Source organism: Amycolatopsis sp. Poz14, assembly GCF_006704225.1.
Lineage (GTDB): Bacteria > Actinomycetota > Actinomycetes > Mycobacteriales > Pseudonocardiaceae > Amycolatopsis > Amycolatopsis nivea.
Genome location: NZ_JACLHD010000001.1, coordinates 5,015,791 through 5,032,089 on the forward strand (window position 1 = coordinate 5,015,791; position 16,299 = coordinate 5,032,089).

The 16,299-nt window shown below is 70.2% G+C and carries 13 protein-coding genes; 7 read left to right on the top strand and 6 right to left on the bottom strand.

Annotated elements, in window-relative coordinates:
- The first annotated feature begins 557 nt into the window (after positions 1-557).
- From FKO37_RS23800 to FKO37_RS23815, 4 genes are all read left to right on the top strand, one after another.
- Positions 558-1,277: an IclR family transcriptional regulator gene (locus FKO37_RS23800; RefSeq protein ID WP_078870404.1), complete on the top strand. Its 720-nt coding sequence runs from the start codon at positions 558-560 to the stop codon at positions 1,275-1,277.
- Between the two features lie 96 nt (positions 1,278-1,373).
- The gene (locus tag FKO37_RS23805) at positions 1,374-2,990 is read left to right on the top strand and encodes a thiamine pyrophosphate-dependent enzyme (protein ID WP_238605800.1); all 1,617 of its coding nucleotides are present in this window, start codon (positions 1,374-1,376) and stop codon (positions 2,988-2,990) included.
- Positions 2,987-4,447: an aldehyde dehydrogenase family protein gene (locus FKO37_RS23810; protein ID WP_238605801.1), complete on the top strand. Its 1,461-nt coding sequence runs from the start codon at positions 2,987-2,989 to the stop codon at positions 4,445-4,447. The genes FKO37_RS23805 and FKO37_RS23810 overlap by 4 nt, the downstream gene beginning before the upstream one ends.
- Positions 4,448-4,490: 43 nt before the next feature.
- Positions 4,491-5,747 carry an aromatic acid/H+ symport family MFS transporter gene (locus tag FKO37_RS23815; RefSeq protein ID WP_134727353.1) on the top strand — a complete coding sequence of 419 codons (1,257 nt, stop codon included), beginning with the start codon at positions 4,491-4,493 and terminating at the stop codon, positions 5,745-5,747.
- Between the two features lies 1 nt (position 5,748).
- Here the strand turns inward: FKO37_RS23815 and FKO37_RS23820 are convergent, their stop codons facing one another.
- The 4 genes from FKO37_RS23820 to mgtA form a co-directional block, all read right to left on the bottom strand.
- Positions 5,749-7,029, bottom strand: a complete 1,281-nt coding sequence (locus FKO37_RS23820) for a nitrate/sulfonate/bicarbonate ABC transporter ATP-binding protein (RefSeq protein WP_134661751.1) — start codon at positions 7,027-7,029, stop codon at positions 5,749-5,751.
- 11 nt (positions 7,030-7,040) lie between these two features.
- Positions 7,041-8,774 carry an ABC transporter permease subunit gene (locus FKO37_RS23825; RefSeq protein WP_134661750.1) on the bottom strand — a complete coding sequence of 578 codons (1,734 nt, stop codon included), beginning with the start codon at positions 8,772-8,774 and terminating at the stop codon, positions 7,041-7,043.
- Positions 8,775-8,778: 4 nt separating this feature from the next.
- The gene (locus FKO37_RS23830; protein WP_037811423.1) at positions 8,779-9,498 is read right to left on the bottom strand and encodes an MgtC/SapB family protein; all 720 of its coding nucleotides are present in this window, start codon (positions 9,496-9,498) and stop codon (positions 8,779-8,781) included.
- A 64-nt stretch (positions 9,499-9,562) separates the two neighbouring features.
- Positions 9,563-12,130 carry a magnesium-translocating P-type ATPase gene (gene mgtA, locus FKO37_RS23835; protein ID WP_238605802.1) on the bottom strand — a complete coding sequence of 856 codons (2,568 nt, stop codon included), beginning with the start codon at positions 12,128-12,130 and terminating at the stop codon, positions 9,563-9,565.
- Positions 12,131-12,382: 252 nt separating this feature from the next.
- Here mgtA and FKO37_RS23840 point away from each other — a divergent pair, with 252 nt between their 5' ends.
- Both FKO37_RS23840 and FKO37_RS23845 read left to right on the top strand, forming a co-directional pair.
- Positions 12,383-12,742, top strand: a complete 360-nt coding sequence (locus FKO37_RS23840; RefSeq protein ID WP_051171745.1) for a helix-turn-helix transcriptional regulator — start codon at positions 12,383-12,385, stop codon at positions 12,740-12,742.
- A gap of 25 nt (positions 12,743-12,767) precedes the next feature.
- Entirely contained in the window at positions 12,768-13,490 is a 723-nt protein-coding gene (locus tag FKO37_RS23845) for a DsbA family protein (protein WP_037811430.1), read from the top strand.
- A 25-nt stretch (positions 13,491-13,515) separates the two neighbouring features.
- On the opposite strand, the gene FKO37_RS23850 is transcribed toward FKO37_RS23845, so the two are convergent.
- Positions 13,516-13,869, bottom strand: coding sequence for a hypothetical protein (locus FKO37_RS23850; protein WP_134727358.1), 354 nt, complete (start codon positions 13,867-13,869; stop codon positions 13,516-13,518).
- A gap of 129 nt (positions 13,870-13,998) precedes the next feature.
- On the opposite strand from FKO37_RS23850, the gene FKO37_RS23855 reads away from it, so the two are divergent.
- Positions 13,999-14,814 (top strand): alpha/beta hydrolase, encoded by an 816-nt coding sequence (locus FKO37_RS23855; protein WP_238605803.1) that lies wholly within the window; start codon positions 13,999-14,001, stop codon positions 14,812-14,814.
- Positions 14,815-14,818: 4 nt separating this feature from the next.
- Here FKO37_RS23855 and FKO37_RS23860 read toward each other — a convergent pair whose 3' ends face one another.
- A complete protein-coding gene (locus FKO37_RS23860) occupies positions 14,819-16,204 on the bottom strand; it encodes a helix-turn-helix transcriptional regulator (RefSeq protein ID WP_238605804.1) in 1,386 nt (461 codons plus the stop codon).
- Positions 16,205-16,299 lie beyond the last annotated feature (95 nt).

The window sequence follows — 16,299 nt, forward strand, 5'->3', positions numbered from 1 at the left end:
GTTGATTGTGCTGACGGTTCGGGGGTGCTTGTCAAGGCGGGAAAGATGCCTTGACAAGCACCCCCGAACCGCAGGGAGGCTTCGTATCGGGGTGCGGGGGAGGGGCTGGGTGCCTCGATAGCGGGTGCATCGGCTGCGGTCTCGTGGGTGGTCGGGGCTAGCGCCCCAACGCCACATTGGGTGCATCCGACGCACCCAATGTGGCGTTCGGTGCGTGAGATGCACCCAATGCCGCATTGGGGCGGCATCCGAGCGGCGGGCAGCCGGGCGGGTCCGTGAAGGGCTCCTTGAGGGAATCCAAGTCCGTGAAGGGGCCCCTCACGCCCGGCGGCTGGTCGTGAGGGGAACCCTGAGGGAATCAGAGTCAATGAGGGTGGCCCTCACGGACCTCGGGGCGGGGAGCGCCGGGCTCGCGTCCAGTGTGGACGGTCCGGGGGAAGTTGGGTTGCCGTGTTCGCGGGACTGGCGGATGATGGGCGGCCAGTCCCCGTCCTGTTCCACCGCAGCCCCGGAGGCACGCGATCGCCGGCAACGCCGCCGAACCCGGGCGCACGGTCTTGAGCCGCGCGTTCGCGGTGCTGGATTCGTTTCTTTCCGGCCGACCCGAGCAGACTCACGGCGAGATCACCCGGGCGACCGGGCTCGCGCCTGCCACGGTGCATCGGCTGCTGGCCGAGCTGACCGGGTGGGGCGCGTTGGAGCGCACCGGCCGAGGGCGGTACCGGATCGGGCTTCGGTTGTGGCAGCTCGGGGCGCAGGCACCGGGCGGGCGGGAGCTGCGGGACGTCGCGCTGCCGTTTCTGCAGGATCTGCTGCAGGTGACGCACGAGGTCGTCCATCTGGTCGTGCTGGACGGGGACCGGGCGCTGTATCTGGAAAAGCTCGAGGCGCATCCGGATGTCGTGGTGACCTCGCGGGTCGGGCTGCGGCTTCCGTTGCACGCGGCGGGGCCGGGCAAGGTGCTGCTCGCGCACGCGCCGCCGGAATGTCTCGAGAGCATTCTCGCCGGCGGGCTGGAGCGCAGGGCCAGCGGGACGATCACGGACCCGGCGCGGCTGCGGCAGGTGCTGGCGGAGGTCCGGCTGCAGGGGTTCTGCATCTCCCGCAACGAGATGACCGAGGGCGCGTCGTCGGTCGCTGCTCCGGTGCGCGGGCCCGGCGATCAGGTCGTCGCGGCGATTTCCGTGGTGGTGCCCAGTTGCACGCCGAATCTGTCGCCGCTCGTGCCGGTGGTCCGGATGGCCGCGCTGGGGGTCACGCGGGCGTTGCAAGGCTGAGGAACTTTTCCGCTGAGTGGAAGAGGGGCTGGGCGGCGGAAGATCGAGCCGGGAGACTCCGGACCGCTCGTTGCCGTCACTGCCGAGGAGAAGTCCGTGAGCCCTGCCCCGACCGTTCGCGACGCCGCGTTCGACGTGCTGCGCCGGTTCGGCGCCACGACGGTGTTCGCCAATCCCGGGTCGACCGAGATCGCGCTGCTCACCGACCTGCCCGACGACCTCGAGTTCGTGCTGGCGCTGCACGAGGGTTCGGTGGTCGGCATGGCGACCGGCTGGGCGCTCGCGAACGACCGGCCCGCGGTCGCGATCCTGCACACCACCGCGGGGCTCGGGAACGCGGTCGGCGCGCTCGCGACCGCGCGGGTCAACCGTGCGCCGCTGGTCGTGCTCGTCGGGCAGCAGGACCGCCGCCACCTCGCGCTGGAGCCGTTCCTCACCGGCCATCGGCTCGACGATCTTGCCCGGCCCACGCCGGTGTGGATCGCGGAACCGCCGCGGGCGCAGGACGTTCCGGGCGCGCTCGCCCGCGCCTGGCACGAGGCGCGCGAGCACCGCGGCCCGGCGCTGGTGATCGTGCCGATGGACGACTGGTCGGAGCTGGCGGGCGTGGACGAGCCGCTGCCCGCCCCGGCGAAGCTGGTCCGCGCGAACGCCGCCGAGCCCGCGGTGCTGGCCGAGCTGGCGGAATTCCTCGGTACCGCAACCAATCCGGTAATCGTGACGGGTGCGGGGGCCGACGACGCCGAATCGTGGCGCGGCCTGACCACGCTGGCGGAAAAGCTCGCGTGCCCGGTGTGGCAGGAGGCGTTCGGGGCGCGCGCCGGATTCCCGCAGGACCATCCGCAGTTCGCCGGGCATCTGCCGCCGGGCCGGGAAGGACTGCGGAAAGCGTTGTCCGGACACGACGCGGTGCTGTCGGTCGGCGCACCGGTTTTCCGCCAGTACCCGCGCGAACCGGGACAGCTGACCGAACCGGGCACCCGCATCGCGGTGGTCACGGACGATCCGAACGAAGCGCACCGCAGCCCGGTCGACCTCGCCGTGCTGGCGCGGCCGTCGGCGGTGTGCGGGCCGTTGGCGGAGCTGGTTCCGGCGCGGGAAGCGGGCACCGAAAAGATCGGCCGGACGGTCGAGTTGCCCGGGGCGCCGGAGGCGGGTGCGCCGCTGGGACCGGACCACGTGTTCGGCCTGCTCGCGCGCCGATTGCCCCAGGACACGGTGCTGGTCGAGGAATCGCCGTCGAGCCGTCCGCTGCTGCACGCGTACGTCCCGGCGCGCGAACCGCTCGGGTTCCTCAGCGCGGCCATGGGCGGGCTGGGCTTCGGCATTCCGGCGGCGATCGGGCTGCGGATGGGCGGGCTGAAGCGTCCGGTGGTCGCGGTGATCGGGGACGGTTCGTCGCTGTACTCGATCCAGTCGTTGTGGAGCGCCGCGCATTACGGCGTCGGCGTTCTCGTGATCGTGCTGTCCAACGGCGGCTACGCGATCATGGACAAACTCGCCGTGCGGCACGGCGAACGCACGGCCGGGGGCGGAAAAGCGCCGTGGCCCGGGTTCGATGAGGTCAGCGTGAGCGGGCTCGCGAAATCGCTCGGCTGCCCGGCGCGGCGCGCGGAAACCTACGAGGAACTGGAGTCGGTGTTGAACGAGGTGCTGCCGACGCTGGCCGCGCGCACGGAGCCGCTGGTGCTGGAAGTGGCGGTGACGGCATGACGTTGCTCGGAACCGGATGGCAGGGCCGGATCTTCTCCGGCGGCTGGATCCCCGGCGCAGGCGGGGAATACGACGCGGTCGAGCCCGCTACCGGGAACACCCTGGCCCGAGTGGGCGCGGCGGCTCCGGAAGACGTCGCCAACGCAGCGGCGGCGGCGCAGGAAGCACAGCGGGAGTGGGCTGCGAAGCCATACGACCAGCGGGCGCGGGTGCTGCGCCGGGCTGCGCGGCTTTTCGAGGACCACGGCGACGAGATCGACGACTGGCTTGTCCGCGAATCCGGTGCCACGCGGGCGTTCGCGCAGTTCCAGACCCGCGCGGTCGCGGCCGAGGAATGCCACGAGGCGGCGGCGCTCGCCGCACATCCGTACGGGGAACTGTTGCGTTCCAGCCAGCCTCGGCTGTCGATGGCGCGCCGGGTTCCGGCCGGGGTGGTCGGCGTGATCTCGCCGTTCAACGCGCCGGTGATCCTCTCCATCCGCGCGATCGCGCCCGCCTTGGCGCTCGGCAACGCGGTGCTGGCGAAGCCCGACCCGCGCACGGCGGTGTGCGGCGGTGTCGTGCTGGCCCGGATCTTCGAGGAAGCCGGTCTGCCCGAAGGCCTGTTCCACCTGCTGCCCGGCGGCGCGGACGTCGGCGCCGCGCTGGTCGAGGACCCGCTGGTGCGCGTCATCGCGTTCACCGGTTCCACGAACGCGGGCCGCAAGATCGCCGCGGCGGCGGGGGAGCGGCTCAAGCGCGTGCACCTCGAACTCGGCGGCAACTCGGCGCTCGTCGTGCTCGCGGACGCGGACGTCGAACAGGCCGCGTCGGTCGGCGCGTTCGGTTCGTTCAACCACTCCGGGCAGATCTGCATGGCGACCGGACGCCACCTGGTCGCCGCCGAAATCGCCGACGACTACGCGGCCGCGCTCGCCGAGCACGCGGCCAAGCTGACCGTCGGCAACCCGGCGACCGGCGACGTCGCGCTCGGCCCGCTGATCGACGCGGGACAACGCGACCGCGTGCACTCGGTGGTCACCGGGAGCGCGGAGGCTGGCGCGAAGATCGCGACCGGCGGCACCTACGAGGACCTGTTCTACCGCCCGACCGTCCTCACCGACGTCCCGCTCGCCGCGCCCGCCTACGCCCAGGAGGTGTTCGGCCCGGTCGCGCCGGTCGTGCCGTTCTCCACAGTGGACGAAGCAGTGCGCCTGGCCGGCGGTACCGAGTACGGGCTGTCGCTGGGCATCCTGACCCGGGACGCCGCGCGGGGGCTGGCACTGGCCGAGCGGATCCCGTCCGGTCTGGTGCACGTCAACGACCAGACGGTCAACGACGAGGCCCTCGCCCCGTTCGGCGGGGTGGGGGATTCGGGAACCGGCTCCCGGCACGGCGGCGCGCAGGCCAACCTGGAGGCGTTCACCGAAACCCAGTGGGTCACCGTGCGCGGCGACCTTCCGCAGTACCCGTTCTAGAAGCAATCCGGCCCAGGTCCCCTCCGACGACGCAGGTGATGACATGACGGTCTCGACTGATCCCCGGGCGCGCCACGCCCGCTGGGTGGCCCCGCTGTGCTGGACGGCGGTGGCGCTCGAAGGGTTCGACCTGGTGGTGCTGGGCGTCGTGCTGCCCGCGCTGCTCAAGGACAAAGCGTGGGGGCTCGACCCCAACACGGCGTCGCTGATCTCCGCGGTCGGGCTGCTCGGCGTGGCGGTCGGCGCGTTCTCGATCGGCCCGCTCAGCGACCTGTTCGGCCGGCGGGGAATGATGCTGCTGACCGTGGCCAGCTTCTCGGTCTGCACGCTGCTCTGCGCGTTCGCGAACGGGCCGTGGCTGTTCGGCGTGCTGCGGTTCCTGGCCGGGCTCGGGCTCGGCGGCGTGCTGCCGACCGCGCTGGCGCTGATCACCGAGTACGCGCGGATCGGCCGCGGCGGCAGCGCGACCACCGTGCTGATGACCGGCTACCACGTCGGCGCAGTGCTCACCGCGCTGCTCGGAATCCTGGTGCTGCAACGGCTCGGCTGGCAGTGGATGTTCGTCATCGGGGCCGCGCCCGCACTGATCCTCGTGCCGCTGATGATGAAGTTCCTGCCCGAATCGAAGGCGCTGGAACGGGCGAAGGAAGCCCGGCGCAACCGCAACCCGCTCGGCGTCCTGTTCCGGCACGGCTACGGCCGCGCGACCATCGCGTTCTGGGTGACGTCGTTCATGGGGCTGCTGCTGGTCTACGGCCTGAACACCTGGCTGCCGCAGATCATGCGCGCGGCGGGCTACGAACTCGGCGCGGCGCTGGCGCTGCTGCTGGTGCTGAACGTCGGCGCGGTCATCGGCCTGCTGGTCGGCGGCCGGGTCGCGGACAAGATCGGCTACCGCCGTTCGACCATCCTGTGGTTCGCCGCGGCGGCGGTGTTCCTGGCGCTGCTGAGCATCAAGCTGCCCGGGGCGAGCGTGTACGCCGGCGTGCTGCTGGCCGGGATCTTCACCTTCAGCTCGCAGGTGCTGGTCTACGTGTACATCGCCCGCGTGTACCCCGCCGAAGCACGCGGCACCGGGCTCGGCGCGGCGAGCGGGATCGGCCGGTTCGGCGCGATGTCCGGGCCGCTGGTGACCGGGCTGCTGCTGTCGGCGGGGCTGGCGTATCCGTGGGGCTTCTACCTGTTCGCGGCGGTGGCGGTGATGGGGGCGCTCGCGATCGCGGCGGTGAACCGGGACCCGGCTCCGGACGCCCCGGCGGACAGCCCGGCGCCGCGCGTGGAGACGGCTCCGGAGAGCTGAGCTATTCGGCGGTCGTCTGGGCGATCCGGTCGCTGTCGGTGTCGTAGTCGAAGAGCTCGGCGTACCGGCCCCAGTCGATCGCCGTGTCCAGTTGCTGCCGGGCGTCGGCGGCGGAGAAGCCGCGGCGGAGCAGGTCGAGGAAGAACTCCGCGCGCAGCGTGCCGTCCGAGCTGGCGGTGAGCGCGTTGACGATGGTGCGGACCAGTGGCGCCCGGTCGCGGACCTGACCGGCGAAGATCTTCTTGCTGGTCTGGATGTCCGCGGTGGTGAAGGCGGTGCCGACCGGGGTCAGGTGCAGGTCGCCGCCCGCCACGAACAGGAGGTCGAGCAGGGCTGCCGCGTCGACGAGCGGCAGCAGGTCGTCGACCTCGAAGCTCAGTTCGGCGGCGAGATCCGGCAGGTCGGCGTGTCCGCCGCGGGCGTGCACCAGTTCCACGAGCCCGGCGAGGCCGCCGACCGACGCGGGCGGCAGCGGCCGTGCGGTGGGCGTGGCCTGCGCGGGTTCGACGGCCGCCGGATCGCGTCCGGTCAGCAGGTCGTAGAGCCGTTCGACCAGCGCGGCGAACGCGGGGGATTTGCGGTCGCGCGGCCGGGCGAGGTCGATCTCCACCTCCGCACGCAGCTTCCCGGGGTTGGCGCCGAGGACCAGCACCCGGTCGGCGAGCAGTACTGCCTCCTCGATGTTATGCGTGACGATGCAGACGGCTTTCGTCGGGAAATCGTCGCGCTGCCACAGGCTCATCAGTTCGGTGCGCAGGTTTTCCGCGGTCAGCACGTCGAGCGCGGAGAACGGTTCGTCCATCAGCAGGACGTCCGGTTCGAGCACAAGCGCACGGGCGAAGCCGACGCGCTGCCGCATCCCGCCGGAAAGTTCCTTGGGGTATGCGGATTCGAAACCGTCGAGGCCGATCAGGTCGATCGCCTGCAACGCACGGTCGCGGCGCGATTTCGGCGGGATGCCGCGCGCGGCGAGGCCGAGTTCGACGTTGTCCTGCACGGTCAGCCACGGCATCAGCGCGAACGTCTGGAACACCATCGCGGTACCCGGATTGGCGCCGTCGAGTTCTTCGCCGCGATAACGCACGGTGCCGCGGGTCGGGCCGATCAGCCCGGCGATCGTGCGCAGCAGCGTCGATTTCCCGCTGCCGGACCGGCCGAGCAGCGCGACGATCTCGCCCGCGCGCAGGTCGAGCGTGATGTCGTCGAGGACGCGCAGTTCGTCACCCGCCGAACCGGGGAAGCTTTTGCTGACGTGCTCGACGGACACGAGGACTTCGGACATGAGGATACCTTTCAGGACAGGGAGAACCGGCGTTCGGCGAGGCGGTACAGCCGCCGCCAGAAGAGCCGGTTGAGGCCGACGACGTACAGGCTCATCACCGCGACGCCGAGCAGGATCCGCCCGGAATCGCCGGAGCCGGTCGCGTCGGCGATGTACGCGCCGAGGCCGGTCGCGGTGAGCGTGACCCCGTTGTAGGACACGATTTCCGCGACGATGGAGGCGTTCCACGCGCCGCCCGCCGCGGTGATCCCACCGGTGACGTAGCTCGGGAAGATCGCGGGCAGCACGAGCCGACGCCACCACAGCGCTCGCGGCAGCCGCAGGTTCGCCGACGCCTCGCGCAGGTCGTGCGGAATGGCCGAAGCGCCCGCGATGACGTTGAACAGGATGTACCACTGGGCGCCGAGGCTCATCAGCAGGATGCCGCCCCAGTCCAGGGAAATCCCGGTCGCCACGAGCACGGCGGTGATCAGCGGGAACAGGAAGTTCGCCGGGAACGACGCGAGCACCTGCACGACCGGCTGGGCGAGCCGCGACACCCGCGGGTTCATCCCGATCCACACGCCGATCGGCACCCACACGAGCGTGCCGACGACCACCAGCGTCACCACCCGTGCGAACGTGATCAGGCCGAGCAGCAGCACGTGCCCGATCTCGCCGTATCCGGTGGTCTCGCCGATGAACAGCACCATGCGCACCGCGCCGTAGAGGATCAGCCCGAAAACCACGACGCTGAACACGATGTCCGCGGCGCGCCGGCGGGCGGGGGAGAACCGCAGCGGGTACTCGGCGAGCCCGAAAACCGCCAGCGCGCGGTCGAGCGGGAACACCAGTTTGCCGAGCACCCGGCCGAGCAGTGCCGGGATCCGCGAGCGGCGCAGCAGGTCGAGTACCAGGCTGCGAGGTGCCTCGGCGGCTTCGGAGTTTTCGATGCGGAACCGCTCCGACCACGCGGTGAGCGGTCGCCAGAACAGCACGTTCACACCGACGACCAGGACCACCATCGCACCGACGGCCAGCAGCACCTTGCCGAGATCGCCCTCTTCGGAAGCGGTCGCGACGTACGCGCCGATTCCGGGCAGCGCGAACTTCTGGTTGTTGACGCTGAGCGCTTCGGAGGCGGTGAGGAAGAACCAGCCGCCGCCGAAGCTCATCATGCCGTTCCAGACCAGCGGGATCAGGCCGCTCGGCACGTCGACGCGCCAGAACCGCTGCCAGCGGGACAGCCGCAGCAGCCGGGACGCCTCGTCGAGGTCGCGCGGCTGCGAGACCAGCGAATGGTGGAACGCGAAGGTCATGTTCCACGCCTGCGAGGTGAAGATCGCGAAGATCGACGCGCATTCCAGGCCCAGTTGCGAGCCGGGGAACAGCGCGATGAACCCGGTGATCGTCACCGACAGGAACCCGAGCACCGGCACCGACTGCAGGATGTCGAGTGCGGGAAGCAGGATCTTTTCCGTGCGCCGCAGCCGGGCCGCCGCGGTCGCGTAGACGAAGGTGAATCCGACCGACAGCACGAGCGCGACGAACATCCGCAGCAGCGAACGTCCGGCGTAGTAAGGGAGTTCGGCCGGATCAGTGGACACTGTGGACGGTGCGGTCGCCGGAGTCCACGCCGTGGCGGCACCGTGCGCGAGCCGCACGATCAGCCACAACGCCGCGGCGGCGCCGAGGAACACCGCCACGTCGGCGACCGTGCGGCGCGGCCGGACGAGCGCGCCGCGGGTGGGGAAGGTACGCAGCATTGGTCTAGTTCTCGCTGTCCTGGTCGGTGTAGGAGAGTTCGGCTTGCCAGCGCACGCTGGTCACCGACGGCTCCATGGACAGCCGGCTCACCGCCGACTCCATTTGCTTGTCGTCGCGCTGATCGGCGGACAGTTCGGCGCGCACCTGCACCTGCCCGGCGGTGTCGGTATTGGTGCTGGTGACCGATTGCAGCGCGAAATCAGTGCGTGCCAACGCCTGCACGAGCAACGCGCGCACGTGCGCTTCGGAATCGTCCTTGGTCACCGCCAGGAAGGTGTACGACGTCGGGGTTTCGCGGCCGGTCGCCGGACGACGGTCGACCACGCGGCCGAGCGGGCGCAGCGCGATGTTCACCGCCATCACCACGGCGGTGCCCGCGCCAGCGGCTGTGTACAGCCCGGCTCCGGCGAGCGCGCCCACCGCGGCGGAGCACCACAATGTCGCCGCTGTGTTGAGCCCGCGCACGGTCAATCCTTCGCGTAGAATCACGCCCGCGCCGAGAAAACCGATTCCGGAAACAATTTGCGCGGCAACCCGGGTGGGGTCGGCGCTCGCTCCGCTGAAACCGTGCGCGGACAGCAGCACGAACAGCGTCGCACCGGCCGCGACCAGCGCGTTCGTCCGCAAGCCGGCCATCCGGGCACGGTATTGGCGTTCAAATCCGATCACTGTGCCGAGGCCCACTCCGGCGCCAAGGCGCAGCAACATCTCCGCAGTCGTCATCTGCGCTCCCACTGGTTGGTGCGAAAAGTTCAGAAATAGTCGGGAAAAACCGGAAAAAGGACGGTTACCACCACGCGCGCTGGCGTGCGTAACCGCGTTTCGCTGCCTGGGCGGCCAGCGCGTACCCGGCCAGCACGAGCACCAGCCACAGCAGGTAGCTGGCGGGCAGCGCCTGCATGCGCAACGGCCCGGCGAGCGGCGACAGCGGCACCAGCAAACCGACGAGCGCGGCGGCTGCCGTCGCCAGCACGACCGGGCGGCTGGCGCGCAGGGGAGTCCCGCGTCCGCGCAAGACAAGCACGACCAGCAGCTGCGAGAGCAGCCCCTCGCCGAACCAGCCGGTCTGGAACAGCAGCGGATCCGCGCCCGCGCCGAAGACGTGCCACAGCACGGCGAACGTCGCGAGGTCGAACAGCGACGACAGCGGGCCGAACACGAGCATGAAGCCGGTCAGCCCGCGAGCGTCCCAGCGGCGCGGTTCGCTGAGGTAGTCCTCGTCCACCCGGTCCCACGCGAGCGCGAGCTGAGCCAGGTCGTAGAGCAGGTTCGACACCACGAGCTGGATCGGCAGGATGGGCAGGAACGGCAGGAACGCGCTCGCGGCGAGCACCGACAGCACGTTGCCGAAGTTGGACGCGGCGGTGATGTTGACGTACTTCAGCGTGTTGCCGAGCGTCCGCCGTCCTTCGGCCACGCCGCGGGCGAGCACGCCGAGGTCGCGTTCCAGCAGCACGAGGTCCGCCGCGTCCTTGGCCGCGTCGGTGGCGGTGTCCGGAGCGATCCCGACGTCGGCGGTGCGCAGCGCGGTGACGTCGTTGACTCCGTCGCCGACAAAGCCGACCGCACGGCCGTTCTCGCGCAACGCGGTGACCACGCGGGCCTTGTGCGCTGGCGTGAGCTTCGCGAATACGGTGGTGTCCTTGACGATCTCGCGCAGTTCGGCGTCGTCCGCCGCTTCGACCTGGCGGCCGAGCACGACCTCGCCGACCGGGATGCCCGCCGAATCCGCGACGCGCGCGGCCACGTGCCGGTTGTCGCCGGTCAGCACCTTCAGCGCGACCCCTTGCTCGCCAAGGGTTTTCACCGCGTTGACGACGCCGTCGCGGACCGGGTCGACGAATCCCACGAAACCGACGAGGATCATCTCGTTCTCGTCAGTTTCGTCAAATCCGCCGAGCCTGGGTTCGACTTCCCGCGCGGCCACCGCGAGCACCCGCATGCCGTGTTCGGCGTACGCGCGCACCAGTTCCTCTGCGCCGATGCGGGCGGCGTCGTCGAATTCGGCGACGACACCGTCGCGGCGCGCGTGGCTGCAGCGCGGCAGGATCTCGTCCGGGTCGCCCTTGCTGATCAGCAGGTGCTCGCTGCCGCGCCGGACCACGACGCTGGCCCGGCGGCGCGCGTGGTCGAAGCCGATCTCGGCGACGCCGGTGAACAGCGCGTCGGCGACCAGGTCGTCTTCGCCGTCGAACAGCGTCTCGATCGCCTCGTCCAGTCGGTCGTGCCGGTCGGTCTGGAAGCGCACCGCGAGGCCCGCGTACTCGGCCGCTTCGCCGTCCGGGCTGCCGGAATAGTCGACGCTGTGCGCGTAGGCGATCCGGTCCTCGGTGAGGGTGCCGGTCTTGTCGACGCACAGCACGTCCATCGCGGCGAGATCCTGAATGGCGTTGAGCCGCTTGACAATCACCTGCCGCCGGGACAGCGCGGCCGCGCCCCGGGCGAGGTTCGTGGTCACGATGACCGGCAGCATCTCCGGCGTGAGACCGACCGCGACGGCGACCGCGAACATCCCGGCCTGCGCCCAGTCCCCGGTGACCGTGCCGTTGACGACGAGCACGATCGGCACCATCACCAGCATGAACCGCACGAGCGTCCACCCGACGCGGCGCACGCCGGCGTCGAAGCTGGATTCCGCCCGCGGCTCGGCGGATTGCTTGGCGAGCGCGCCGAAGTAGGTCTCGCTGCCTGTTGCGGCGACCACTGCGGTCGCCGTTCCGCCGACCACCGATGTGCCCGCGAAGGCGAGCGCGGGCGTCTCAACGAGTTCGTGTTCCTCGTGCTTACCGGGCCGGGGCGCCCGCTTCGCGACCGGCAGCGCCTCGCCGGACAGCGCGGACTGGTCGACCATGAAGTCTTTGGCTGCGACGATGCGCACGTCAGCCGGGATCACGTCGCCGGGCCCGAGCAGCACGACGTCTCCCGGGACGAGGTCCCCCGTGGGCACTTCGCGCTCGCTACCGGGAAACTCCGCCGCCGCGCGCCGACGCACGGTCACAGTGGTGGTGATCTGATCGCGAACCGCGCTGATCGCGCGCTCGGACCGGGACTGCTGCCAGAAGCGGAGGCCGACGCTGAGCACGACCATCACGCCGACGGTCACCGCGCCGCGAATGTCGCCGACGCCGGCGAAAACCACGCCGAGCGCGGTCAGCAACGCGACGAACGGGCTCCGCGCGGCGGCCCAGAAACGGGCAGGCGCGCGGTCTGTGCCGTCGATGCGGTTCTCGCCGAAGCGGCGCAACCGTTCGGCCGCCTCGTTTTCGGTGAGGCCTTTGGGCGAGCTGTCGAGATTCCGGAAAAGAGTGAGCACCGGCGCGTCGCCGTGGGCGCGCAGGGCGGGAAAGCGGGTCATCGGTCGTCCCCTCGAGGTCTGCTGGGCGGCAGCGGACCGCGCGGGGTGCGTCCGGACCTAGATGGCTGCCGGGGTTCCCGCACGGTCGTGCCGACTACTTCCTTCGCCGGTCACCCGGCTCACCTCCTCCGCAAGACTCATCGGCCGGCGTCAGCGCGCCGGCCGGGGACCAGTAGAGCGCAGATCACGAAAACAGTCAAACACTTGTGCAAGTGATGGGGGCTAAGTCACGCTGAGAGCCCACCCGAGAGGATGTCCGTCGTGTCCACCCCATCCCAGCCCCCGCTGGAACCGCTCCCCGCCGACCTGCTGCAAGACGCCGCCGCGACGTTCGGCCTGCTCTCCGCGACCGTGCGGCTGCACCTGCTGTGGCTGCTGTCCCACGGAGAGCGCGACGTCGGCACGCTCGCCGAGGAGACCGGCCAGACCGTGCCGACCGCCAGCCACCACCTGGGCAAACTCAAACTCGCCGGCCTCGTCCGCGCCCGTCGCGAGGGAAAGCGGCAGGTCTATGTGCTCGACGATCCGCACGTGCGGCACATCGTCCAGCTGGCGGTGCAGCATCACCAGGAACTGTCCGGCGAGGCCGGGCGGCGCAGCAAGGGCGCTTGAGCTTTCCGGGACGTAGAGTCGGGCCATGGCCGAGCTGAACTTCTACTTCGATCCGGTGTGCCCGTTCGCGTGGATGACCAGCAAGTGGGTCCGCCAAGTCGCCCGCCAGCGCTCGTACTCGGTGGACTGGCGGTTCATCTCGCTGCGGTTGCTGAACGCCCATCTGGACTACTCGACGCACTTCCCGCCGGAGTACGACGCTTCGCACACGTCGGGCCTGCGGTTGCTCCGCCTGGCAGCCGCGGTGCGCGCTTCACAAGGCCGCGAGGCGGTCGGTCCGCTCTACGAGGCGCTGGGGGAGCAGAACTTCGAAAGCGGTCTGGTCGAGGACACCGCCGAGGCCCGGGCCGCGCACAGCACCCGCTCGGCGGCTGCGACGGCCCTTGCGCGCGCTGGCCTTCCGACAGACCTCGCGGACGCGGTCGACGATGCTGCGTGGGACGCGGAGATCCAGCGGGAGACGGACGAAGCCCTTTCGCTGACCGGGAAGGACGTCGGGACGCCGATCCTGCACTTCCAGCCGCCGGAGGGAGTCGCGTTCTTCGGGCCGGTGATCAGCCGCTTGCCGTCTGATGAGGAGGCGGTGGAGCTGTGGGACCACGTGGTGGGGTTGGCGGCGTTCCCGGGCTTTGCCGAGCTGAAGCGGAGTCTGCGGGAGATGCCGCAGCTGCCGTCGTTCGGGGTGGGGGCGGGGGAGACCGGTCGGGAACAGGATTGGCATGGCGGGAGCAGGAGGCTGAAGAAGTAGGCGGCTGGAGAAGCGCGGATGCGTCTTATGCGTCCGCGCGGGCGACCGAGCCGTTGTCGGTCACGGCGTACACCTCGATGCCGAGCAGGGCGCGCACCCTCGCGGGAACCCGAAGGGTGTGCCACTTGACGCTGTCCGGCACGACGATCGCATACCGTGCGCCAGGCGTGCCGAACTCGCTCATCCGACGCAGGATTTGGCCCCAGAGGATGTCGGCGTCGATGCCCTTGTCCTGAGTGGCGCCCTTCGCTTCGACATGCAGCCGGTCGCCGGCGCGGATGGCGTAGAGGTCCAGGTAGCGATCCGGGCCGGGGCTGATCGTCCAGCCGTCGCGTTCGAGCCACGCCGCGAACGCGGTGGCCACTTCGTTCTCCGTCATGCTGCCCGCCTATTCACCCGTCGCAGCTGATCACGGCAACTGTCGACTTCGTTACACCGTCGGAGAATTTCATCCCCCGAACGCGCGAACCTGACACACTGGGAGGTGACGACAACTCCGGGAGTGTCCATGTCGCGCGACAGCTATCGGACAGTTCGTACACCGGACGGCCTCACCCTGGCCAGCACCCTCACCGAGCCGGACGGCAGAGCGCGCCGGGCTGTGTTGCTCGTGCAAGGGGCGAGCGTCACCCGCGAGGAAGGCGGGTTCTTCACTCGCCTTGCCGACCACCTGGCCGAGGTCGGCATAGCGTCGCTGCGAGTCGACCTTCCCGGGCATGGCGAAAGCGAAGGCCGCCAGGAAGATCTGACGCTTTTCGCGCTGCTCAACGTGATCCGGGCCAGCATCGAGCACCTTTCCACCGCTGTCCCGGGCGTGCGGACGTCGCTCGCAGCGGCCAGTTTCTCCGGCGGCGTCGCGGCGTACTACGCGGCCAAGCGACCGGACGACGTCGAGCGGCTCGTCCTGTTCAACCCTCTCATCGACTACCGCGCGCGGTTCATCGAGGAGAAGTCCGCGTGGTCGGCGGACGGCTACCTCGACGACCACGGCGCCGCCGATCTCAAGCAGCAGGGCTATCTCGGTCACGGGCCTGGCTTCCGGCTCGGCCGGGCGCTGCTCAACGAAGCGTTCTGGTTCGAGGCCCGCGAAAACCTGCCGCGCATCACCGCGCCGACGCTGATTGTGCACGGCACCGAGGACACCTTCGTCCCGGTCGAGTCGTCGCGGGCCGCGGATCGCGAGCTGACTTGCGAACACCGGCTGCTCCAGCTTGACGGGGCACAGCACGGCTTCGCGGTCCACGACGATCCCGGGTACGCCGATCCGCAGACCCAAGCCTGGCAACGGCAGGTGATCGGCAAAGTCCGGGAATGGCTTCGCTGACGGGTCAGCCGTTGAGCGCCTCGCGCAATTCCCGGACGTCCGGGCGGTTGTGCCACGGCTTCAGCACTTCCACGACCCGGCGGAGTTCTTCCTTGGTGCGGCGGGAGTTCGTTTCCGCGGCTCGCTGAGCGGAGATGAGGCCGGTTTTGGCTGCTTGGTCCGGTTCGCCGGAAAGGGCCAGCGAGTTTGCCATGAGGGACAGGAAGAAACCGTAGTCCCGCCGGGAGAATTGGGTTTCCTTCAACGTTTTTTCGTACAGCTCCACCGACCGGCGCGGTTCGCCCGCTTCGGTGTAGCAGATCGCGGTCTGCATATTCAGGAGAGTCGCGTTGAAGTGCGCGCCCAGCGGCGATTCGGCCGGTCCGGCGTCGTCCAGCAGTTTCCACGCGACGTCGAGGGTGCGGTTGACCTGATCGGCCGACGCGCCGAGCATCGCCTCCGCGCGGGCTTCCTGCTGGGCGGCTTCAGCCTGCAGGCGCCGGGGGAGCGACCAGGGGCCATTGCGCACCGCCCTGGTGAGGATGAGCATCCGCCGCGGATCGCGTTCGTCGTAGGCGACCTGGGCTTTTTTGAGCAGAATGTAGCCCTGCATGGTGCCATCGCCCGCCGCCTGCGCCCATTCCATCGCGCGGTCGTGCCAGTACAGCGAATCTTCCATTTGCCTGCGGTCGCGGTAGAGCCAGCCGGCGAACTCCGCGCCCTCCGAACCGATTCGCAGCAGGTCCCGCTGATCCTCGGGCACCGCGTCGCGGGCGATGCGGTCGATGATGTCCAGCACGCCCAGCGTCATCGGGAGCGTTTTGGCCGGACCGCGTTCGCCGTCCTCGTATTTGTACTGGTCGAGCTGCCGCCGGAAATAGTGCGTGACGGTTTTGTCCATGTACCGCCGGGGATTCTCCAGCGCTCGCGCGACGTGCTCGGCGCTGCCTATTCCCAGCGCGGGCAACGCCGCGACCGGCAGGCCGTTCTTGAGCAGTGAGCGGCGACTGAGCGGGCTCATGGCGTCCCATTCTGTGGTCGGAACCGCTGGCGGGGCCGCGTCGCCGGGTGCGGGCACGAGCCGGGCGAGGACGCTGGCCGCGACGGTCGCCCGGTCCAGCGGCAGCGCGACCGGACGCCCGTCCACGACGACGGGCAGCAGGACGCTCGGCGCTCCCGGCGGCCTGCGGAGGTCCGCCGGGGTGCCTTCCCGGAGCAGTTCCTCCAGCCGGGCGGGGCTGATGCGCAGCAGCCGGGCGAGCCGGTCGCGGCGGTGCGGACGCGGCTCGGACCGGCCGGATTCCCAGGCGCGGATGCTTTTTTCGTCGGCGGGCAGCAGCGCGGCGAGCTTTTCTTGCGTCAGGTTCGCCGCTTTGCGTGCCCGGACAAGTCCTTCTCGCCGTTCGCCCATGGGCGACACCCCTTCGCAACAACGCGGGGTCGCTAGGTTACCGCAGGTCACCGTGTGCGGGGCAAGACGATTCGCTCGGTTGCCGCCCGCTTTTC